Origin of the sequence: Streptomyces sp. NBC_00377 (assembly GCF_036075115.1) — a bacterium.
GTDB lineage: Bacteria > Actinomycetota > Actinomycetes > Streptomycetales > Streptomycetaceae > Streptomyces.
The window spans coordinates 1-21,116 of the sequence record NZ_CP107958.1; the positions used below are offsets into that span (position 1 = coordinate 1).

Annotated in this window: 15 protein-coding genes and 5 pseudogenes; 10 read left to right on the forward strand and 10 right to left on the reverse strand. The window is 69.2% G+C overall.

Translation table 11 applies throughout. The features are described from left to right. The first annotated feature begins 423 nt into the window (after nt 1-423). The 7 genes and pseudogenes from OHS71_RS00005 to OHS71_RS00035 all read left to right on the forward strand — a co-directional run. A complete protein-coding gene (locus tag OHS71_RS00005; protein ID WP_328475491.1) occupies nt 424-807 on the forward strand; it encodes an ankyrin repeat domain-containing protein in 384 nt (127 codons plus the stop codon). A gap of 91 nt (nt 808-898) precedes the next feature. After that, nucleotides 899-1,288 carry a hypothetical protein gene (locus tag OHS71_RS00010; protein ID WP_328475493.1) on the forward strand — a complete coding sequence of 130 codons (390 nt, stop codon included), beginning with the start codon at nt 899-901 and terminating at the stop codon, nt 1,286-1,288. Beyond that, entirely contained in the window at nt 1,285-3,921 is a 2,637-nt protein-coding gene (locus OHS71_RS00015) for a DEAD/DEAH box helicase (RefSeq protein ID WP_328484347.1), read from the forward strand. The genes OHS71_RS00010 and OHS71_RS00015 overlap by 4 nt, the downstream gene beginning before the upstream one ends. Nucleotides 3,922-4,021: 100 nt before the next feature. Beyond that, nucleotides 4,022-5,032: a helix-turn-helix domain-containing protein gene (locus OHS71_RS00020; protein ID WP_328475495.1), complete on the forward strand. Its 1,011-nt coding sequence runs from the start codon at nt 4,022-4,024 to the stop codon at nt 5,030-5,032. A gap of 86 nt (nt 5,033-5,118) precedes the next feature. Beyond that, complete coding sequence (locus OHS71_RS00025) at nt 5,119-6,033, forward strand: helix-turn-helix domain-containing protein (protein WP_328475497.1); 915 nt, start codon at nt 5,119-5,121, stop codon at nt 6,031-6,033. Between the two features lie 418 nt (nt 6,034-6,451). Continuing rightward, complete coding sequence (locus OHS71_RS00030; protein WP_328475499.1) at nt 6,452-6,751, forward strand: hypothetical protein; 300 nt, start codon at nt 6,452-6,454, stop codon at nt 6,749-6,751. Between the two features lie 45 nt (nt 6,752-6,796). Continuing rightward, nucleotides 6,797-7,871 (forward strand): annotated as a pseudogene (locus OHS71_RS00035) (helicase associated domain-containing protein); the annotation flags it as partial. Between the two features lie 40 nt (nt 7,872-7,911). On the opposite strand, the pseudogene OHS71_RS00040 reads toward OHS71_RS00035, so the two are convergent. From OHS71_RS00040 to OHS71_RS00070, 7 genes and pseudogenes are all read right to left on the reverse strand, one after another. Then, nucleotides 7,912-8,121, reverse strand: a pseudogene (locus OHS71_RS00040) (hypothetical protein); the annotation flags it as partial. Then, a complete protein-coding gene (gene tpg, locus OHS71_RS00045; RefSeq protein ID WP_328475501.1) occupies nt 8,097-8,645 on the reverse strand; it encodes a telomere-protecting terminal protein Tpg in 549 nt (182 codons plus the stop codon). The pseudogene OHS71_RS00040 and the gene tpg, both read right to left, overlap by 25 nt. A 10-nt stretch (nt 8,646-8,655) precedes the next feature. Continuing rightward, nucleotides 8,656-10,875, reverse strand: a pseudogene (gene tap / locus OHS71_RS00050) (telomere-associated protein Tap). Nucleotides 10,876-10,909: 34 nt separating this feature from the next. Then, nucleotides 10,910-11,287, reverse strand: a pseudogene (locus OHS71_RS00055) (AAA family ATPase); the annotation flags it as partial. Further along, entirely contained in the window at nt 11,287-13,110 is a 1,824-nt protein-coding gene (locus OHS71_RS00060; RefSeq protein WP_328475503.1) for a transposase family protein, read from the reverse strand. The pseudogene OHS71_RS00055 and the gene OHS71_RS00060, both read right to left, overlap by 1 nt. 81 nt (nt 13,111-13,191) lie before the next feature. Beyond that, on the reverse strand, nt 13,192-13,395 hold the full coding sequence (locus OHS71_RS00065; RefSeq protein WP_328475505.1) for a hypothetical protein: 204 nt from the start codon (nt 13,393-13,395) through the stop codon (nt 13,192-13,194). A 1,149-nt stretch (nt 13,396-14,544) separates the two neighbouring features. Next, nucleotides 14,545-15,291, reverse strand: coding sequence for an RICIN domain-containing protein (locus tag OHS71_RS00070; protein WP_328475507.1), 747 nt, complete (start codon nt 15,289-15,291; stop codon nt 14,545-14,547). A 147-nt stretch (nt 15,292-15,438) separates the two neighbouring features. On the opposite strand from OHS71_RS00070, the gene OHS71_RS00075 reads away from it, so the two are divergent. Both OHS71_RS00075 and OHS71_RS00080 read left to right on the forward strand, forming a co-directional pair. Further along, nucleotides 15,439-15,735 carry a hypothetical protein gene (locus OHS71_RS00075; RefSeq protein WP_328475509.1) on the forward strand — a complete coding sequence of 99 codons (297 nt, stop codon included), beginning with the start codon at nt 15,439-15,441 and terminating at the stop codon, nt 15,733-15,735. A 740-nt stretch (nt 15,736-16,475) separates the two neighbouring features. Continuing rightward, the gene (locus OHS71_RS00080; RefSeq protein ID WP_328475511.1) at nt 16,476-16,661 is read left to right on the forward strand and encodes a hypothetical protein; all 186 of its coding nucleotides are present in this window, start codon (nt 16,476-16,478) and stop codon (nt 16,659-16,661) included. A gap of 150 nt (nt 16,662-16,811) precedes the next feature. Here OHS71_RS00080 and OHS71_RS00085 read toward each other — a convergent pair whose 3' ends face one another. The 3 genes and pseudogenes from OHS71_RS00085 to OHS71_RS00095 all read right to left on the reverse strand — a co-directional run bounded on the left by OHS71_RS00085 (nt 16,812) and on the right by OHS71_RS00095 (nt 19,932). Continuing rightward, nucleotides 16,812-17,369, reverse strand: coding sequence for a hypothetical protein (locus OHS71_RS00085; RefSeq protein WP_328475512.1), 558 nt, complete (start codon nt 17,367-17,369; stop codon nt 16,812-16,814). 152 nt (nt 17,370-17,521) lie between these two features. Then, nucleotides 17,522-18,363, reverse strand: a pseudogene (locus tag OHS71_RS00090) (IS5 family transposase). Nucleotides 18,364-18,582: 219 nt separating this feature from the next. Then, nucleotides 18,583-19,932, reverse strand: a complete 1,350-nt coding sequence (locus tag OHS71_RS00095) for a cytochrome P450 (RefSeq protein WP_328475515.1) — start codon at nt 19,930-19,932, stop codon at nt 18,583-18,585. A gap of 464 nt (nt 19,933-20,396) precedes the next feature. Here OHS71_RS00095 and OHS71_RS00100 point away from each other — a divergent pair, with 464 nt between their 5' ends. Continuing rightward, nucleotides 20,397-20,939: a hypothetical protein gene (locus OHS71_RS00100; RefSeq protein WP_328475517.1), complete on the forward strand. Its 543-nt coding sequence runs from the start codon at nt 20,397-20,399 to the stop codon at nt 20,937-20,939. Nucleotides 20,940-21,116: the final 177 nt, after the last annotated feature.

A 21,116-nucleotide genomic window follows, 5' to 3' on the forward strand; every position in this document is an offset into this window, starting at 1 on the left:
GCGAACCACCGCGCTGCGCGCGGTGGCTGCGCTCCGCTCCGCGGGAGCGCTGGCGGGTGGCTGCGCCACCCGCGCACCCAGCTTGCGCAGCAAGCTGGGTGACGGCCCGTCCGCTGCGCTCCCGGGCCTGCGGGACTTCCGTCCCGATTTCAGGCCTCCGCTTTGCTCCAGCCTGGTCGGCGGGTCCGCTGCGCTCCCCCGCCTGACGGCTCTTCCGGCTGCGCCTCCAGAACCGTTGAGCCCGCTTACGCGGGCCGGGCTGGCTAGGGGGAAGGGGGGTGCTCGTTCGGGTCGGGTTTCGGTGTAGTGCGTGCCTAAGAGTGATGCAGCATGTAGCGTTGGAGAAAATACGGGATACCCACCAACCACTCGTACGGAGCCGGTGACTTAGCGGCCTGCGGACTGGGTGGGGAGAAAGGCGTTATGGTTTCCGATGTGCTGAAAACTGTTCGTGACGTGGAGCCGTGGACGCCCGCGCATCAGGCCGTGGAGACAAGTGACTACGAGACACTCGCCGTGCTCTTGGACTCCGGGGCCGACCCGAACGAGATGTGCTTCGGGCACACGCTGCTGACTCACGCGATCGACCTCGAGGGGGACAGTCACCTGCAGTCGGGGCATCCACTTCACACGGCCACCACGGCGATCCTGCTGGCGTACGGTGCCGATCCGCGTCTGCCAGCCGCCGATGGGGAGACTCCTCTACAGATCGCCGAGCACTACGACCACGAGCCGGCGCAGCGGTTGCTTCAGCGCTTCCTGGCGCCCACGACGGTTGAGGCTCCAGGGAGTGCGCGTGGCGAATGATCGGGAACCTTCGGTACCTTCCCTCCACGGTTCGGGCTGTTCTTACGAGGATGTCTCGATCTATGTGGATGCGGTGGACGGGGCTCGGGTCGTGACCTGGCTTCAGGGCTCTCTCGGTCTCGAGGACAGCGGGCCGTGCCTGGCCGTCGGGCCGCTGTGTGTGTCCGGCGAGGACAACGGCTACGCCACGGGCCAGCGGGCCCATCCCTTCGACTTCCTTGAATGGCCGGCCGTGCTGGAGTGCGAGGCCTCCGCAGGAGCGCCGGCCGATGTGGTGCAGGCCGTCGCGGTCGTACTCGAAGCACTGTGGCGTGGCGGCTTCAAAGCTGTGGCCGCCTGTGACTTCGAGGACGAACTGCCCGCACGCGGCGGGGCGGACAGATACCCCTTCCCTCCTGCCTCCGACAGGTCACCAGCTTCTACTTGCTCGTGGTGGAGGAAACTGATTTCTCCCGGGAAAAGAAGGGGTGGAATTCTGTGATCAGCCTCCGGGAGCATCAGGTAACACAAAAAGCAAAAATTCGGGAGTGGGCTAGTTTCTTTGCAAGATCGCCTATGCCTGCCCGGGGAGCGCGGGGCATGCTGGTGTCCGCGACCGGATCCGGGAAAACGATCACCGCTGCCGCGAGTGCGCTCGAGTGCTTCCCCGGCGGGCGGATCCTCGTCACCGTCCCGACCCTTGACCTGCTCGTGCAGACCGCCCAGGCGTGGCGGCTGGTGGGCCACCGGGCACCGATGGTCGCGGTGTGCTCGCTGGAGAACGACCCGGTACTGAACGAGCTGGGAGTGCGCACCACCACCAACCCGATCCAGCTCGCCCTGTGGGCCAGGTCCGGGCCGGTGGTCGTGTTCGCCACGTACGCCTCTCTCGTGGACCGCGACGACCCGGAGGACCCGACGGGCCAGCGGAAGGTTCGCGGGCCGCTGGAGGCCGCCCTGACGGGCGGGGAGCGGCTCTACGGACAGCAAATGGACGGCTTCGACCTCGCGATCGTGGACGAAGCGCACTCAACCGCAGGCGATCTTGGCCGTCCGTGGGCGGCAATCCACGACAACGCCCGCATCCCCGCTGACTTCCGGCTCTACCTCACCGCCACCCCGCGCATCCTCGCCGCGCCCCGGCCGCAGAAAGGCGCGGGCGGCCAGGAGGCGGAGATCGCGACCATGGCCGACGACCTCGACGGCACCTACGGCGCATGGCTCGCCGAGCTCGGACTCTCGGAGGCGATCGAGCGCGAAATCCTCGCCGGTTTCGAGATCGACGTGCTGGAGATCCGCGACCCCTCACCCGTCCTCGGGGAATCCGAGGAGGCGCGGCGCGGCCGGCGCCTGGCCCTGTTGCAGACCGCGCTCCTGGAGCACGCCGCCGCGTGGAATCTGCGCACCGTCATGACGTTCCACCAGAAGGTCGACGAAGCCGCCGCGTTCGCGGAGAAGCTCCCCGAGACGGCAGCCGAGCTGTACATGAACGACGCCTCCGACGAGGACCTGGCGGCCGCGGACCGGCTCCCCGCGTCGTCGATCGACGCGGCCTTCTATGAACTGGAGACCGGCCGGCACGTGCCGCCGGAGCGGGTGTGGTCGGCGTGGCTGTGCGGCGACCACCTCGTCAGTGAGCGGCGCGAGATCCTGCGGCAGTTCGCCAACGGCATCGACGCGGCCGGGCGCCGGGTCCACCGCGCCTTCCTCGCCAGCGTTCGCGTTCTCGGGGAAGGCGTCGACATCACCGGCGAACGGGGAGTGGAGGCCATCTGCTTCGCCGACACCCGCGGCTCCCAGGTCGAAATCGTGCAGAACATCGGCCGCGCGCTCAGGCTGAACCGCGACGGCACCACGAAGGTCGCCAGGATCATCGTGCCGATCTTCCTGGAGCCCGGCGAGGACCCCACCGACATGGTCGCCAGCGCCTCCTTCCGCCCCCTCGTAGCGGTCCTTCAGGGCCTGCGTTCGCATGACGAACGTCTGGTCGAGCAGCTCGCTTCCCGTGCGCTCACGAGCGGGAAGCGCAAGGTCCACGTCCGGCGAAACGAGGACGGGCAGATCGTCGAGGCCGGCGGCGAGGACCAGGAGCAGGACGACACCGACGCCGCTGCCGAGGCGGCCCTGCTGCACTTCTCCAGCCCGCGCGACGCCGCGACCATCGCCGCCTTCCTGCGCACCCGGGTCTACCGGCCGGAGTCCCTGGTGTGGCTGGAGGGCTACCAGGCCCTGCTCCGGTGGCGGAAGGAGAACGAGATCACCGGCCTCTACGCCGTTCCCTACGACGTCGAGACCGAAGTCGGGGTCACGAAGGATTTCCCGCTAGGGCGCTGGGTCCACCAGCAGCGGAAGGCACTGCGGGCCGGAGAGCTGGAGGAGCGGCGCAAGACCCTGCTCGACGACCCGGAGGCCGGCATGGTGTGGGAGCCGGGCGAGGAAGCCTGGGAGAACAAGCTCGCCGCGCTGCGGTCCTACCGACGGGCCATGGGGCACCTCGCTCCGCGTCAGGACGCGGTGTGGGGCGAGGGCGAGGCGATGGTGCCGGTCGGCCAGCACATGGCCAACCTGCGCCGGAAGGGCGGCCTGGGCAAGGACCCGGAGCGGGCGGCACAGCGCGCGAAGCAGCTGGCCGCAGTCGACCCGGACTGGAACTGCCCCTGGCCACTGGACTGGCAACGCCACTACCGCATCCTCGCCGACCTCGTCGAGGACGAACCCGGCGGTGTCCTGCCCGAGATCCAGCCGGGCGTGCTGATGGACGGCGATGACATCGGGCGGTGGCTCCAGCGGCAGTCCCAGCCGGCTACTTGGGCCCAGCTGTCGACCGAACAGCAGGAGCGGCTGTCCAAGCTGGGCGTGAAGCCCGTCCAGGCACCGTCTCCCGCCCCTGCTGCCACGCGTGCGACTAAGGGCCCAGGCAAGGCGCAGCAGGCGTTCCAACGCGGCCTGACAGCCCTCACGCAATGGATCGAGCGCGAAGGCCACCGACCGGTACCCCGTAAGGCGGTGGAGACCTTGCCCGACGGGACCGAGACCAAGCTCGGCATCTGGTACAGCAACATCAAGACCAGGCGCGACAAGCTCACCCAGGAGCAGCTGGTCGCGCTCCGGAAGTTGGGCGTCGAATGGGCATGACAGACACCCAGTCCGTCATGGTCTTTCGATCCGTACACGCAGAGCCGGCGGCCCTACCCTTCGATGGCTTGATGAGGACATGATGGGAGGGGGTGGTCACGTGATCGAGACCGTGTTGCGCAGTGAGGACCTACCAATAGCCGATCGCTTCGCGTGGTGGCGGGAGATGACGTCGCAGACACTCACGCCCACGGAGATCACCAGCGACCACGCCGATGACTTCCGTGCCTGCTTCCAGCTGCTGGACCTTGGGGCCGCTCAGGTGTCGGTGCTGTCCTATCCGTCATTGCGCTCACGTCGCACGTCGGCGCTGGTGCGTCGCTCCGACCCCGAGCTGTACCACCTGGCCCTGACAGTCAGAGGCCGACAGAGCATCTCCCGTTGCCAGCGTGACGCGTCAGTGGGGGTTGGGGATCTGTTGCTGTACGACAGCTCGCAGCCGTGCGACGCCTCGGCCTTCCCCGACGACGCCGGTGCCGTCGAGGGGATCGTCGTGAACGTGCCACGTACGGCGATTCCTCTCCCTGCGGCGAAGGTGGACCGCCTCCTCGGGGCTCCGTTACCGGGCGACAGCGGTATGGGGGCCCTCCTGTCACAGTTCTTGATCCGCCTGGCACCTGAGTCCCACGCATGCCGGCCGCAGGACGCCATACGTCTGGGCGGACTCACCGTGGACCTGATCACCGCGTTCCTCGCGCACCACACGGACACCGAGGACAGCGTTCCACGTGAGAGCCGTCAGCAGGCGCTGATGGCCGGCATCCACTCCTTCATCGAACGCAATCTGGCCGACCCCCAGTTGTCGCCCGCCACCGTCGCCGCCTCCCACCACATCTCCGTGCGGTACCTGCACCGACTGTTCCAGGCTCAGGGCGTCACCGTAAGCGCCTGGATCCGGCACCGGCGCCTGGAGGGCTGCCGCCGGGACCTCGTCAGTCCCCAACTGTCCGACAGGCCCATCGGCTTCCTGGCCGCACGCTGGGGCTATGTCCGTGCTTCCGAATTCACCCGCGCATTCCGCAGGGCCTACGGGATCCCGCCGAACACGTATCGGCAAGAGGCACTCCTCGGCACACAGCGCACCGACCGCCAACCGAATGTAGGGCCCTGAGAGAGAGGAACGGCGGGACAGTGATCTGGACGGCATTTTCGACGGAACACCTGTCGGGAACCGAACGATTCGACCACTGGGAAGCGATGATCTCCCAGGCGCACTTTCGCACCACGATGGCCAGCGATCACCTGGATGACTTCCTCGCCAGCTCTCAGGCACTGAACCTGGGCGACATCCAGACCTTCGCGCAAAGCTACCCGCCCATGCATGCGCGCCGGACCCCGGCGATGATCCGGCAAGGTGATCCGGAGGTGTTCCAGCTGTGGCTCACCGTCCGTGGGGAAGTCGGGCTCAGCCAGTCGGGCCGGCACGTCGGCGTCGGCGAGGGCGATCTGGTGCTCTACGACTCCTCCCGGCCCTGCCAGGCCCAAACCGCGGCCCGTGACCACCCGGACGTCTCATCACTGATCGTGCAGATACCCCGGGCCAGACTGCCCCTGCACTCCAACACCCTCGACCGGCTCACCCTGACCCGCATCCAGGGACAGACAGGCATCGGCGCACTGTTCCGCCACTACCTCACCGACCTGATGAACCACGCGCCCCAGTACGAGGAATGCGACGCACCCCGCCTGGCAGGCGTCACCCTCGATCTGCTCAGCGCCATGCTCGCCCAGGCCGCCCGGACCGAAGACCTCCTGCCGCCCGAAACGCAGCACACCGCCCTACGTACCCGGATCAACGCGTTCATCCAGCAACACCTCGAGGACCCCGGCCTCACACCGACCTCCATCGCCGCCGCCCACCAGATCTCCGTCCGCTACCTCCACCAGCTCTACCAGGGCCAGGGAACCACCATCGCCGACGGCATACGCCGCAGCAGATTGCAACGCATCCACCGCGACCTGGCCGACCCCCGCCTCAACGCCCGGTCCATCAGCTCCATCGCCGCACGCTGGGGATTGCTCGAGCCCACATCCTTCAGCCGCGCCTTCAAGACGCTGTACGGCATCACACCACGCGACCACCGCCACCAGACCCGGTACCGCGGGTTATAGGCCGTGCGCTGAGTGCCAACAACCGTGCACGCGATGCCAACAACACCACGAACACATCCAGCACCATGTCTATTCAACCGCCCGTTAAATCGCGGGTAGACAGCCACGGATCTCAGAGGGAGGCAGTGACAATTGCGCCGTCCTCAGTTCCGGCCGATACAGGCCACACCATCTGGCCGTCGGCTCGGCGCACTGAAAGCCGTCTGCACACCGTCCGCAACCGCTGACGGCCGCGCCACTGCCGCCATACCTGCGGCCCCCGGGCGTCCCGCCCGAAGGGCGAGGGCAGCATTGAGGGCCCATGGCCAGCCCGCTCCAAATTCTCACGTCCACGACCAAGGGGGAAGTCATGCGCAAATCGCTCCGAATTGTGACTGCAACGCTCGTCACTGCTGTATCGTCCGCGAGTTTGATGCTGATGCCGACCGCAGCTGTGGCTGCCCCAGCATGCACACATCCGAGCCACACCAATAACAGTTCCTCGTACGGCTACGTGCTCGTCGACGCACTCGCCCGCCGCAGCGGCCCCTCCACATCCTGTGACGCCTACGGCTACGCGAACAGGAACGCGAAGGTCTACTTCCACTGCTACGTCGTTGGCGAGTCGATCGACGGCGAACCCAACTGGATATGGGGACGGATCGAGGGCACCCAGCAAGAGGGCTGGTTCAGCATGAAGTACCTCAACAACCGAGGCGTCTTCACGAACCACTGCTAATGGGAACGTCGCGGACTCGCAACGGCCCGCGGATGGGCCTCCGAAGCGGATCTGCGCCGGAAGGGCGGCCTCGGGAAGGACCAGGAACGGGCGGCGGAGCGCGCGCAGCAGCTGACGGCGATCGACCCGGATAGGAACTGCCCGTGGCCACTGGACTGGCAACGCCACTACCGCGTCCTCGCCGACCTGGTCGACGCCGACGGCAGCCTCCCCGACATCCAGCCCGGCGTGCTGATGGACGGCGACGACATCGGGCGGTGGCTCCAGCGGCAGTCCTAGCCGGCTACTTGGGCGCAGCTGTCGACCGAGCAGCAGGAGCGGCTGTCCACCCCTTGGTGTGAAGCCCGTCCAGACGCCGTCTCCCGCCCCGGCGGCCACCCGCGCGACGAAGGGCCCGGGCAAGGCGCAGCAGGCTTTCCAGCGCGGCCTGGCGGCCCTCGCGCAGTGGGTCGAGCGGGAGGGTTTCGACCGGTCAGTGCCGCGCGGCCACAGCGAGCAGATCGCGGTCGACGAGGAAGCGGAGCCGGTGGCCGTGAAGCTGGATGTATGGACTTCGAACACCCGTGCCAGGTGGGACAAGCTCAGCCCCGAGCAGCAGGCCGCCCTCGCCGCCCTGGGCGTGCCCTGGGCGAAGGCAGCGGTGCCGGCCCCGTCCAGCCCGGCATCGGTCGACGACGGTCCCCTCCAGCCCGCGCCATCGGACGCACAGGCGCAGAAGGGCCACGACCAGGGCGACACCGTGACGGAGAACGAGACCCAGGCGGCGCAGGGCAGTGCGCGGGCGCGGCGCATGAACGAGCTGATGCGCAAGCACACCAAGGCCGAACTGCTGCGCATGGCCTACGCAGGCGGCCTGATGCCGTACAACAACCCCGAGAAGTGGAGCAAGGACGAAATCGCCTCCACCGTGGTCGACACCGAGTTCCGCGCCGCCCACCAGCCCGCCCCGGCCCGGCCCGGAGCAGTCACCGCACGGACCGTCCCGGCGCAGCTGCTGCCGCAGCCGCAGCCGCAGCAGGACCACCATGACGAGTGCGACAAGTCGGTGTACGACGGCGGCACCTGCACCTGTGACCTCATCGAGCAGTACGGACCGCCCTCCGAACAGGACGATCACTGAGACAGTCACCCGATCGGGGAGGCACGTTCGGCGCCACGGCTCAGGCGCGGCTCCGCGACGCGATCAGCCGGTTGGTCAGCTCTACCGTGGCGAGGTACCACCAGAAGATCCAGTCGAGGAATGCTTCGTCGTACTCGCCGCGCTGGTCGGCCCGGCGGTGGCGCAGGTCGAAGCGGTTGGCGATCTCGAACAGCGCGCCTTCGTCCTTCCCGAGGTGCTGCTTGATCAGGGCACGGCGTTCCTCAAGGATGCGCGGACCTCCTCCAGCTGGCCGGCGCGGCGGCCGTTGTCCTGGAAGTACATCTCCTTGAGTGCTTCGGCGGCGATCTGCTGGAGCTGCCGGTCGGTGGCGCCGGCCTCTTGGCCGTCGGAGAGGCGGGCGGCGTAGCGGGGCGGCAGCGCGACGGTCAGGTGTCGAAGGCGGTCCTCGTCCGTCGTGCCGATTGGTGCGGTGTAGCCGATGCGGGCGCGGGTGTCGATGACGATGCCGCCGGTGGTCGCCGCCTTTTGCCGCGCCTGGGCGCGGATCTGCGGCTGCCACCGCTTCTTCACCTCCCGCTCCAGGCGGGCGGCGAGGTCCGGGCGGGGCTTCTTGATCTGGTTCTTCACGTACCGCTCGACCGTGCGCTGCGAGATCCGCAGCATCTGGGCGACCGCTTTGGTGCCCTTGAGCTGCTTGACCAGGTACCGCATCTGCGCTCCCGCGCTCTTGGGCGCCGGGCGGGTGAACGCCTTGTGCACTGCGGCGTCCAGGCCGTTGCCGAACAGGCTCATCGCGCTCTACCTACTCCCCGGTGTCCTGGTCGGTGACGGTACCGTCCTTGATGTACCGCGCGAGGTTGAGGTCCGGGGCGTCGAACTGCTCGCGGACACCCTCGCCCCACAGCACGCTCTGAGTGCCCTCCCACTTCACCAGGCCCGGGTTCACGCCGAGCCTGAATCCGCCGGGCAGCGGCTTGCCGTCCCGGTAGGGCAGGAAGTCCAGCGGTGACGGCCCGTCGGAGGCGTAGACGGCGCAGTCCGAGAGGATGGCCACCGGGTACTGCCCGGTGAAGGCGGCGTGCTTGACGATCTTGCGGTGCATGTTGATCCGGGTCCGGGAGATGACGGCGGCGCGGATGTCCGGGCGCCAGGTGGGCCGGGCAAGGGCCCGCCACGGCTGGCCGGGTTTCCAGCCCTCCCCGCGCGGGCGCTCGCGCAGCTTGCCGATGCCGCCCTTCACGGTCGCTTTGATCGCGGACACCACGATCGCCAGCTGGGGGTCCCGCTGCCGGTAGCCGTCCATCGCTGCGAGGAAGTCGGCCGGCTCCATGTCGGCGTGCACGCCGAGGTCGGCCATCGTGGCGAGGTAGGCGTCGCGCAGCCGGTTGTACCAGGCGTCCAGGTAGCGGCCGTTGTCGTGGCGGACGTACGCCTCGACCGGCGCGACGTCGTAGCCGAGCTCCACTGCGTACGCCACGGTCGGCGTGGCGTACCAGGCCGAGCCCTCGGGCCGCTCCCCCTTCGGCGTGAACGGACTGGGCAGCAGCCCGGCGTCCAGCTGCGCCCACTTGTCCTTGGCCACCTTCACGCGGGACAGGTCGACGTGGGACAGGTCGACCAGCCAGGAACCGGGCAGCTTCGGATCGAAGACGGGGTTCTTGACGTGCGTCGGCGCCCCCAGACCGACCGTGAGTCCGTTCGCGCCAGCGGCGAAGGCCATGTTCACGTCGACGCCCACCAGGTGAGGGCGAAGGCATTCGGCGTCGGTGAGCGGGCGCGCCCAGTCGTACGCCTCCTCCACCAAGACTTCAGCCGGGGTGCGGTGGTGGAAGCGCGGCAGGTCTGCGAGCAGCGGGTGCCCGTCGGGGGCCTCGCACGGTGCGCAGTCCACCGGATCCTTGCCCAGAGAGCCGGGGTTGTGCTCGGAGTGCCGCTTGCCCGTTGCGTCCGGTTCGGAGGCACGAGTCGGCGGGTGCAGCGCGGTCATCAGCTCCAGGCCGGTCACGGCGGTCGATCCGCGCGGCGTCATCACGCGGGCCGCATACGTGCCCAGCAGCCTGGCCAGGTCCGCAGGCGGCAACTGCCCTGTGTCGGCCCAGTGCCGGGTGTCGAGCGCGTCCCACGACGGAATGCACAACTGCACGCAGGAGCGCTCCGAGCCCTGCGCGGGGCGGTAGATCCTCGCCCACGGCCCGAACCCGCGCTTGGTCAGCTGCCAGTCGGCGCGCGTCAACTGCTTGATGACCTTGTGGCCCTCCGGGATCCGCCCGGCCAGGCGCTCCTCCTTGGTGAGCGTGACCGGCAGGCCGTAGTGCTCGCACGCGGCCCCGGTCAGCACGATCAGCGGGTCGGCGTCCTTGCCCGGCCCGGACAACTTCGGCTGACCGAGCCGCCCCTCGCTCAGCGTCCACTCCACCAGGGCCGCAATCGACTTGGCCGGTACGTCCAGGACCAGGCCGCCGACGCAGTACGCCAGCACCTGACCGTCCTCAACGTCGACGACCGCGAGCGGACCGTTCTCGAACCGCGCATCGGCGCCACCGGCTGGGCTGCTGGCGGGGGCGGCCTTACGCGCGGGCGACCGACGCGACGTCGGCCTGGTCGTGGCCCCCGGATGCGGCACAGCGGCAGGGCGCAGCGCGGTGTCCTCAGAAGCCGGCTCCTGGATCGAGCCTGTGGGTTCGGTGCGGGCTTGGGCCGGTTCAGCTGCCGATGGCGCAGGAACGGCCACAACGTCAGGCGTCTCGGGGACCGTCGTGTCCTCAAAGCGCACCGGAGCGTTGGCGGGGTAGAGCCGGGCGAGCTGCTTGAGCATGCGGGCATAGGCGTCGCGCTCCGGCGGCCGCGGCTCGGTCTTACCGGCCTCTCAGCCGCCGACCGTCGCGCGCCGCACCTGTAGTGCGGCGGCCACCTCGTCCAGCGTCAGGCCGTGCGCCTGGCGCAGCCGCCTGCGCTCCGCCGGGGGCGGCAGCGGGGAACGGGACGCGATGAGCGCGTCGACTGCGTCGAACAGCTCGGACATGCAGCACCTCCAGTCCCGCAACTTCGAACGCCTCCCCGTTGAGCCACTGGGCCTCGTCCACGAGGAAGGTGCGGGGGTGTTCAGCCAGGGCGTTCTTCAGCAGGCGGTCGAACTCGCTGGGGTGGCGGGGCGGCTCGCCGGGCAGGTCGAGGGCGGTGAACAGCTCGTAGCGCACGGCCCGGGCGGTGGGGCGGGCGCGGAAGGTGACCCGTCGGACGTCCTCTGCGGGTTCGAGTTCGTGCAGGCAAGTGTTGACCGCGAGCGTCTTGCCGTGGCCGGCGCCGCCGTGGATGCACATCATGGCGCGTGCGGCGACGGTGTCGGTGATGTTCTCCCGGGCGGTGAGCAGGGCGCGGGTGGTGACCACGGACGCATCGGGCAGGTCGACGTACTGGTAGGTGGCCGCGGTCATCAGGTGTCTCCTGCGGGTCGGGAGCCGGGATCCGGCGCAACGTCCGCTGGCGGGTCTGCTGGAGCGGCGGCGGGCGGGGGCGTCGCTGTGCCGGCCGCAAGGGCGGGCGGGGTGCGCCAGTGCGCCGGAGGCGGGGCGGGCGGGATCAGGTCGGGCAGTGCCAGCCGTGCGACGTCGGTGTAGTCGGCGGCGGCGAGTTCACGCTCGGCCTGGGCGGCCGTGACGGCCCCCAGCCGCTGGGCGGGCTCCGCACTGGTGGCGGGGGCGAAGCGCTGGCGGCGCAGGCGTTCAGCGGCCTTCACGTCGGCGCGCAGGCGCCGGGCGCGCTCCGCACGTGCCTCGCGCAGCGCCTGCAACTGCTCGGGAGTGGCCGCGTCCGTGAGGTGCGCCGGGCCGAGGTGGCGGCCACGGGCGTCGCAGACCTCGATCTCGTGGTCGTGGTGCGGCATGTAGCGCACGCGGACCTGGCGGCCGGCCTGGCCGGTCATCCACGCGGCGGTGTAGGTGCGGCCGCGCCAGCTCACGCCGTGGCTGGTCAGCTTCCGGGGCCGGCCGTCGTCCTCGAGGGTGAAGGCCCACAGGTCGGCGGCGGGAATGTCGGTGACAGGGGTCGGATCGGCCTGCCACGCCTCCAGCGGCGTGCGGCCGGACAGGGCTTTCGGGCGGTGCGCGGTGTTCCACCAGTTCGTCCACGCCAGGACCTCCGCGGTGAAGTCCTGGAACGACAGGGCGGACACCGCCCCCGCAGTACGTCCGCGCCGCTGCGAGCGGGGCCCGGTGGGCCCGGCGGTGTAGCCGGGCAGGGCGGCGAACAGCATCCGGTCCGCAGCCCGGTTGAGGCTTTCCACCGTTCCTTTCAGATGCGGGCTGTAGGCGGGCAGGTCCTTGACCGTCACACCCATCGCGCCGAGCGCGGTGGTGACGGCGGCCGACAGGAAGTCCTTGCCCCGGTCCATCCTCACCAGCTCCGGCACTCCCCCGGCCGGGCCGTAGGGCTCATCCCGCACCACTGCAGCGCGTAAGGCAGCCAGCACCGACGCGCGGGAGGGATGGCCCGGGGTGACAGCGGTGCCGGTGATGACCTTGGTGGCGGTGTCGATGAACCAGGTGATCCACGGGCGCACCAGGTCGCCGTCGGCGTCGACCAGCAGCGGGGCCTGGACGTGGTCGGTCTCCCAGGCGTGGTTGCGCCATGCCGCCGGACGCTTGCCGAACACGTCATAGGCGCGTGCTGCCTCCGGTCCGATGGCGAGACCGGCGCGCTCCCCCGCCGTCAGATCACGGCGCAGCGCGCGCAGGAACGTCGACAGGGACGGGACCGGATCCAGCAGCGGCACCTGCGGCAGGGCTGCCCCACCCGGAACAGCCACCGGGTCCGGCGGGACGGGCGCGGCAGTACCGGACGTTTGCGCGCATACGCCCCCGGCCTCGGCCGCGGCGCGCTCCATGAGCTGGCGGTGGACTGCGGAGGCGTTGCCGTGCCAGTACGCCAGCAGCACCCGGATCTCTGCGGTGATCTCGAACCGGCCGGTGTGGCGGGCTCCGGGGTGCGCAGCCGCCGCCGGGTTCTGGGATGCCTCGGCCAGCCACCGCCACACCGTGCGCTCCGATGCCCCCAGGCACTCCCCCGCCAGCCGCACGTGCTGTCGCGAAAGACCGCCCCGGGCCCGCAGCGCCAGCAGGCGACGCACCGCAGGCGCCCGCAGCGCAACCAGCGACTGCTTCCCGAGCACACCCGCCGGATCCCCCGGCGGTGGCAGCCACTGCCCTCCCGCGTCAACGCCGTGGCCGCCGTTGGTGTCCTGCGGTCCGTTGTCCGTCATCGCGCGCTTCTCCTCCTCGCCGAACGGGGTGAGGTTCTCTGCCGTCGGAACCGGTGTGCCCCGGGCGCGTGAGAGTGGCCGTCATGAGTACGGACCGAGCCGGGCGCAGGCCTGGTCGATTGCGTCCCGATCCACGCCCGCACCGGGGTCGCGGCCCCGGGCTGCACAGACATGCGAGGTGATCTTCGCCCAGGTACGGAAGTTGCCGCGGGCGGTCCGCTCATCCGTCCGCCCCAGGTCGGCCGGATCGGCGTCCTCCCACACCGGGGTCTGTAAAGCCGTCACACGGCCAACCCCACCCGCCCCGGCCACCCACCCATACAGAAACAGGCAAACCCAACACAATTGGACCGCGACCTGCTAGCCACACCGTGACAGCCACCCGGTCACCCCATGACAGCAACCAGTTCCACGACCCGGCCCCGTGGTCTGCTGCCAGCACCCCACCCCACTGACATCGGCCTGTACTGCCCCTGGCTCACCCACGAAGGCACCTGCATGCCGGCAGTGACGGCAACTACCATCCCGGCACAGCGAGCCTCATATCCGACCGGTCAAAAGGCGTCTGCGACAAGAAGGCGCCCCCGCGCCTCTTCCCCAGTCAGAGGTGGGGCGCCGGCAATCAGCGACGTGCCCGGTGGAGGCGTCTGTCCAGTGTCGGCTTATGGCGTCCGGGCCGACTCTCCTGGATGTGCTCGCACGTTCGGGCCCCTGCTGAGAACTCGGCGCCGGTGCGTTCCGTCATCGCCCGGAAGAACGCCCGACCATCCGGGGACTGGCTACTGGTCGTCCAGCGATAGCCGGGACCATCCAGAAGTGCCCTGTCGACAAGGCGTGTACCAAGGCCTTGCCGCTGCACTTCCGGGGAGAGCGAGATTTTCGAGATGACACCCCGCTCGCACTATGACAGACCTTCCACACGAGCCGCGCATCCGATATCCCGTCACGCCCGTAGACACGAATATCCTGGAACCCAGCAGGCACCGTCGCGGCGTGGAGCAGGAAGAACCACTCGGTCCTCGGACGGCGAAGAAGCATCCACCGCCAACGAAACTCATCCAGCCCGTCAGGCGTCCTCATCGGAGCTCCCTCGCCGGCCCACTGCCGAGTCCAAGTCTCGCGGGCGTCACTGCCGTTGTCCTTCAAACCACAGGAACAGCCACCCCCACGACAGCCGACCTACCCCACACTGGCCGGAAAAAAGCAGCCACTTGGTCACCTCATGACAGCAGACCGGGCCGCAAACCCTCCCCATGACCAGGGCATCGAGCATCTCATCCCGCTGACACCCACCCAATGCCACCAACGCGCCCACTCACACTGAAGGAGGCCCGTCGGCATCCCGCCGATGGGCCTCCTTCATGCGTCTGGCGAGACTGCACGGGGTCAGCGGCGGTACAGCTGGCCGGCGAGTCCCTGCACCGTTGCTCAGGCTCAGTCTATGGGCACGCCGACTTGCTGTAGGGTCCAGCGGCGCGAGGGGTGCGTGTCGCAGGTGTATTGGACGAGCTCGACGTTGTTGGCGGTGGAGACACCACCCGCGACCGTCGCACACTTGTGGGTCTGCACGTTGATGATCTGGTAGGAACTGCCGTTCCAGGCGATGATCCAGCGGCGCGAGGGGTGCGTGTCGCAGTTGTATTGGACGAGCTCGACGTTGTTGGCGGTGGAGACACCACCCGCGACGGTCATGCATTTGCGGGTCTGCACGTTGAAGATCTGGTAGGAGCTGCCGTCGAAGTTGGTGAAGACCCAGCGGCGCGAGGGGTGCGTGTCGCAGTTGTATTGGACGAGCTCGACGTTGTTGGCGGTGGAGACACCACCCGCGACCGTCGCACACTTGCGAGTCTGCACGTTGACGATCTTGAAGTCTCCCCCTACCCGTGCCGAGGTATTGGGCGTGGCCAACTGCGCAACCGCAGTATCGGGCCAGAACATGGCCCCGGCTACAAGAACTGCAGATGCCGTCAAAAGACGGCGCGTCCGGTTTTTGCGCATAGTGGGACTCCACTTGTGAGGGAGTTGAGAAAGACATTGGCTCGTCCGCTGGGCCCCGGTCCAGGGCTTCTGCGACTGTGGCCGACGGGCTCCGGCGCCTCGGAGACGGCCTGACAGTGGGGCACCGATAAAGGTGCGCCATTCTCTCCCGTCCATCGAAGCACGACGCGTACAAATCGGCATCCGAGCACATCGAGCGGATCGTCGGCGAGGACCAGGAGGAGCGGCAGCACAAGCGGGGGCATGGATCGGCAATCAGCGGAGCAGGGCCGCGACGCTGTCCCCAGAGCGGATGGAACAGCTGTCCGCGATCGGAATGCGGTGGACGTGATGGGCGCCGTCGTCACCGCGGCCGGCGCGCTCGCGGCCGGCTATCTGCTCGGGCGGCTGCGCCCGTGGCAGCGGCTGGGCGACTGGGCGACCGATCAGGTCCGCTTCACCGGGGCGTGGGTCCGGGGTGGCGTCACCCGCCAGGCCGTCGTCGTCCTGGTCCACGCCGTCACCGCGCCGCGCACCAGCTGGCGCATCATGCGCACCCCCGCCACCGAGACCCGAACGCCGACGCCCGTACGCGATCCGGACTGGGTCGCCAACCGCACCCGCCACGACAAGGGAGGCACCGCGTGAGCACCGAGCAGCACGACGCCGACGCGTACGGCCAGGAGCTGGGCCGCCTCAGCCACCACCAGCACGAGGCCACGGCGGCGCGCTTCACCGTCTTCCAGGCCCTGGCCGCCCGCCGGGATCGGACACGAGCAGGCCGACGACATCGTGGCGAAGCTGGAGGCCGGGGCGGTGGCCGGCGCCCAAGGAGGAACGGCGCGGTCTCCATCCGCTCCAGGATGACCAGGGTCTCGGGCTGCCCGACCAGCGGGTACCGGCGGTGCGAGGCGGGCCTGCTGCCCGGCCCGTACGCGCGCAGCAGCTCCTCCAAGCGGGCTCGGTACTGCTCCAGGAACGCCTCCAGGGGCTCGATGTACCCCGCGCGTTCCTCGTTGCCCACCGCGCTCAGCGCGACGTCCAGGAAGTCCGACCCGTCCGGCCAGTGGCGCGTCCCCGGTGCGGCCACGGCCCACGGGAGCGGCCGAGCGCAGGACGTCCGTCGCCTCCAGCGGCGGCACCGGGTCCGGGGTGGGTTCGTCCGCCGTCGTCTCCTCCGGGGCGGGGGAGGCCGGCTGTTGGACGTGGGCGAGCAGCATGGCGCTGGAGGCGACGCGCCCGCGCCCGGCGGTGGCGGTGGTGTCGGCGATGCGCAGCAGGTAGCTGGCGACGTCGCGGACCCTGCGCGGCCACTGGGAGAAGGAGCTGGAGACCGTGTTCCTGGACGACCTCGAGTTCGCGTGGGGGCCGCGCATCCGACTCAGCCGGTGAGCAGCCGGGAACGAGCAGCGGGGCCGGACAGGGTGATCCTGTCCGGCCCCGCTGTCGTCGGGTCAGCCGAAGTCGAGCGTGTCCTGGCGAAGTCGGCCGGGGCCGGAGTGGGCGGGGGCGCCGTCGCCTACGCGCTGGGCATCGACCCGGCCGAAGCCGTACGCCGCATGCTCGGCATGTAACTGCCGTCGTGCCCGGAACCCGGCCGCCCGCGGTTCCGGGCACGACGGCGGTACGCCACTCCGCTCTGGTTATCCGAGCGGTTCTCGGGACGCCAGTCCAAGGACATCTGCACCTGGAAAGACGCGGCCTTGGTAGTGGGAGAGTCCTTCTCAGAAAGGAGGTTCGTCGCTGTAGCCACCTGGTTGGGCAGGGGCCTTGACCGGGACCGGGAAACTGGTAGCCCATGGGTCGTCTGCCGGGGGCGATGCAGAACCACCCCACCCGCCGGAAGGCTGCCGGGCCGGGGGCACCGGCGCCGGCGCGGCGGGTGGAGTTGCCGGTGCTTCGTCCGGTTCGAGGCCGTCAATGTCGTCGTTCCACAGTCGGCGCAGATGTTCGCGGCAAGTCGTCGGATCGTTCTCGTCCCAGCGGCTGTCTTCCGGCTCCGGCCAGCGACGGCCGTCGGGATCCCGATCTTGCAGCTGGCACAGAGCGATCAAGAGGGCATCGACGACCGCCCATTGGCTGGTCGTTGTCCCGGTGAGCAGACGCCGGATGGTTTCCCTACTCACCTTGTGAGGGTTGGACTCGGTGCCGGTGAGCGCCGCGATCTTCGGAAGCGGAGGACGCGCTGCAAGCCGGTAGTGCACATAGAGCTCGGCGACGAGGTCCCGCTTGGGACCGGGCGGCAGCACATCTTTACCGGGCATTCGAAGCATTCGCGGCATCCGACAACTCTGCCACGAACGAGCTCAGTTAGACACAGGAAAGCTCAGTCTCACCTGGTATCGCGCCACACGACACCCCATGTGATCTCATATGGCCCCGCTCAAGCCGCACTTGACCTCACCTGAACTCACATCAGCTGGTCTTAGAACTCCTAACAAAGGCGTTGGACGTGGCGGTGGGTGATCAGGCAGACGGCGAGGCCGAGGAAGGCTTCGTGGATGTCGTCGCGTCGCTCCCATCGGATGCGGAGTCGGCGGAAGCCGTGGAGCCAGGCGATGGTGCGTTCGACGACCCAGCGGAAGGTGCCCAGGCCGGTGCCGTGCGGTTGTCCCCGTTCGGCGATCGCCGGCCGGATGCCGCGCTCGCGCAGGAGGCGCCGGTATTTGTCGTGGTCGTAGCCGCGGTCGGCGAAGAGCATGTCGGGCCGTCGGCGCGGCCTGCCGACAGCCCCGGCGACAGCCGGCACCTTGTCGAGCAAGGGCAGGAGTTGAGTGACGTCGTTGCGGTTCCCGCCGGTCAGAGACACCGCGAGCGGGATGCCCTGTCCGTCGGTGAGGACGTGGTGCTTGCTGCCCGGCCGTGCGCGGTCGACCGGGCTGGGACCGCTTTTGGGCCCCGGCGGGCGGCCCGGACGTGGGAGGAGTCGATCACCGCCCTCGACCAGTCCAGCTGGTTCTTCGACCGCAGCTTCTTCAGCAGCACCGCGTGCAACTTGTCCCAGACGCCGGCCTCGTTCCAGGCGGCCAGGCGCCGCCAGCACGTCATGCCCGAGCCGAAGCCCAACTCCTGGGGCAGGTACTCCCACTGGATGCCGGTATGCAGCACGAACAAGATCCCGCACAGAGCCTGCCGGTCCGGCACTCTTGGCCGGCCCTCAACCTGCTTCGGCCCCGGCTCGGGCAACAACGGCTCGATCAGCGACCACAGTTCATCCGAGACGATCCACGGCCGCGACTGTCTCTTCCCCACGCAGAGAACAACGAACAGACCCACCGACAGTCACATGATCAACAACTTTTGTTAGAGCCCGTAAGCGAATCCACCAGGCGCGCCTGGTGCGCGCCCACACGGTGAGCAACGACCCAGAAGAAGCCCGGTTGTGGCCCCTTGCGGTGCCGCTTCCGCTGAACCGCCTACGGCACCGGAACGGCTCGCCCGGTCGCAGCAACAAATGCCGTGCCGGGCTCGGCTCTGGGATGCGGGGCGGTCGGGTCATCGGGTTCGCAGGGTGGCGTGCAGCCGTGTGGCCGGCTGGAGTTGCAGTCCGGCTGTGGGTGTCGGGTCTCCTTCGATGTCCAGGTGGAAGCGCTGGGCAAGTGTGGCGAGGACGAGTGCTGTCTCAACCAGCGCGAACCGTGCGCCGAGGCAGGCGCGTTGGCCGCCTCCGAACGGGAACCAAGCGCAGGTAGGCGTGGTCTGTGCGGGGCCGGCGTCCCAGCGTTGGGGGCGGAAGGCAAGCGGGTTCGGGAACCAGCGGGGGTCTCTGTGGGTGACCCATTGGCTGCACCAGAGCGTCGTCCCGGCCGGGATCGGGCTTCCGTGCAAGGTGGCGCCGTTCTGCGCGAGTCTGGGCGGGATCATCCATCCGGGTGGGTACAGACGCAGGGCTTCTTTGATGATCTGCTGAGTCCAGGTCAGCTGTTCGTAGTCGTCGATGGTCGGCGGGCGGCCGCCGAGTACGCGGTCGAGCTCTTCATAAAGCCGGTGGCGGGCGTCCGCGGATGCCGACAGGAGGTACCAGGTCCAGGTCAGCGCCGTGGATGTGGTCTCGTGGCCGCCGATCCAGAGGGTGACGGCTTCGTCGCGTACCTGCGTGGTGGTCAGGAGCCGGCCTTCCTCGTCCCGGGCTGTGAGCAGTGCGCTCAGCAGGTCCTCACCGTGGCCATGTCCGTCCCCTGCTGTCTGGCGGGCGTGGATGAGCCGGTCGATCTCGTGGTCGATGGTCGCGACGGCGGCGAGCAGTCGCCGTCGGGCAGGGGTGCGCACCCATGGCGGCAGGAAGAGCCCGATCCCTCGTAGTTCGGCGCCGATCTCCCGTCCTGCCTGCGACATCGCCTCACCCAGCGCGCGGGCCTGGTGCCCGAGGTCGTTGCCGAACAGCGTGCGGACCACGATCCGCTGGGAGAGCAGCGACATCTGGCGCAGCACGTCGACGCGGCTGCCGTCTCGCCAGTCGTCGGCGAGCGCCGCTGCGCAGTCGACCATCGTCGTCGCGTATCGGCGTACCTGGCGGGGCCGGACGGTGGGCTGGACCATGGATCGCTTGCGACGCCATTCGGCTCCTTGGCTGCGCATGACGCTGTTGCCGATCAGTCGTTTGAACGCCCAGCCGGCGTCCAGGGTCTCGTAGTCTCGCTCGTCGGCTGCGAGCAGTTCCGCGATGTGCTCGGGGTGCGCGAGGAAGAGGATCCGCATCGGGCCGAGCGACCAGGTCACCGCGTCTCCGTAGTCGTCGCGCAGACGCTCTAGAAACGCCAAGGGGTCACGCCCGAAGGCGGGCAGGTTTCCCAGCAGCGGTAGTCCGCGCGGGCCGGCTACGGGACGGAAGGGAGGGGTGAGCACTCCTGGCCAACGAGCCGCGCCTGGCACGGTTGCGCCACAAGGAAAGCAGAGCCGCAGCGATGCCTCCGGTCTTGCTGGCCATCACCGGCGGTCTCGGTCAGCGGCGGCGAAGTTCCTCGGACCAGTACCGAAGCTGGTCTTCGAGGGTGAGGTTGTCGCCGCGGGCCACGGTCTGCAGCAGCTCGGTGCACACGGTCCGATCGTGCGAGGACGCCGGGCCGGAGCCCTTCCGGGAGCAACCCAAATCGGCGGCCGGACGGGCAGTGGGGCGACGTGCCGGGGAGATCACCATGGTTACCCAGGGGCACGGCGCACCACGCCCTCGGCGGGTTCATCCTTACGGGGGCCACCCGGCACGGCGGCAGGGTGGTGCACGGCCCGGTCGGTAGCGTGCGGCGCATCAATGCTCGGGCAGCGTGTCAGCGCCGCCCGGCGTGGACCGCCCACACTCGGAGGCATTCCCCGTGACCACCCTCAGTGGCGTACTCCCCCCGATCGGGCTGGAGATCCCCTGCTCCAGCTACGCGGTCAACGTCCCGCTGCAGATCAACGTGCTCGGCCTCGTCACCTTGGACATCAAGGGCGGCATCAGGTTCCGCGTCGAGGAGAGCATCCCCGGCGGCCAGGGCGGCGTGAAGATGAGGATCATCGGCGAGGAGTACAGCGCCGACTCCCCCATCCTGGGCAAGGTCACCCTCTCGCAGGCCGACGTCGACACCACCCCGCTCAGCCTCCTCGAAGTCACCAGCACCATGCCGCCGGTCCTGCGCCACACCCTCTTCCACGACTTCACGCTCACCATCGAGAAGCCCCCGGGCGGCGGTGGCCCCGCGGTCCTGTCCAACACCCGGACGATGACCACCCTGTGCGACCGGCTCACCGTCTTCCCCCCGCAGGGCAACATCTACCAAGTCCAGCAGCCCGTCGACTTCGCCCCGCTCGACAACCCCGGCCAAGTCGTCGCCCAGCTCCTGCCGTTCCCCATGACCAGGTCCCACAACCCCTGACCGACACCCCCGCGGGGCCGGTCGCCGGTGCCCTGGCGACCGGCCCCGCAGACGGCGCTGTCCTCGGGGCACAAACCGCAGCCGCACCCGACTCAGCCGCCGACGGACCGGAAACGTGCTGGCCACCGGACGGATAGCAACGGCCGACGGCGGGAGTCCCCCTCCACACCCGCATCG

Excerpts from the sequence above, each read along its gene's own strand:
- OHS71_RS00030 (WP_328475499.1), top strand. The coding sequence starts at position 6,452 with ATGCCGACCGCAGCTGTGGCTGCCCCAGCATGCACACATCCGAGCCAC.
- OHS71_RS00005 (WP_328475491.1), top strand. The coding sequence starts at position 424 with ATGGTTTCCGATGTGCTGAAAACTGTTCGTGACGTGGAGCCGTGGACG.
- OHS71_RS00025 (WP_328475497.1), top strand. The coding sequence starts at position 5,119 with ATGATCTCCCAGGCGCACTTTCGCACCACGATGGCCAGCGATCACCTG.
- OHS71_RS00075 (WP_328475509.1), top strand. The coding sequence starts at position 15,439 with ATGGGCGCCGTCGTCACCGCGGCCGGCGCGCTCGCGGCCGGCTATCTG.
- OHS71_RS00060 (WP_328475503.1), bottom strand. The coding sequence starts at position 13,110 with ATGACGGACAACGGACCGCAGGACACCAACGGCGGCCACGGCGTTGAC.
- OHS71_RS00085 (WP_328475512.1), bottom strand. The coding sequence starts at position 17,369 with ATGCCGCGAATGCTTCGAATGCCCGGTAAAGATGTGCTGCCGCCCGGT.
- tpg (WP_328475501.1), bottom strand. The coding sequence starts at position 8,645 with ATGAGCCTGTTCGGCAACGGCCTGGACGCCGCAGTGCACAAGGCGTTC.
- OHS71_RS00070 (WP_328475507.1), bottom strand. The coding sequence starts at position 15,291 with ATGCCGATTTGTACGCGTCGTGCTTCGATGGACGGGAGAGAATGGCGC.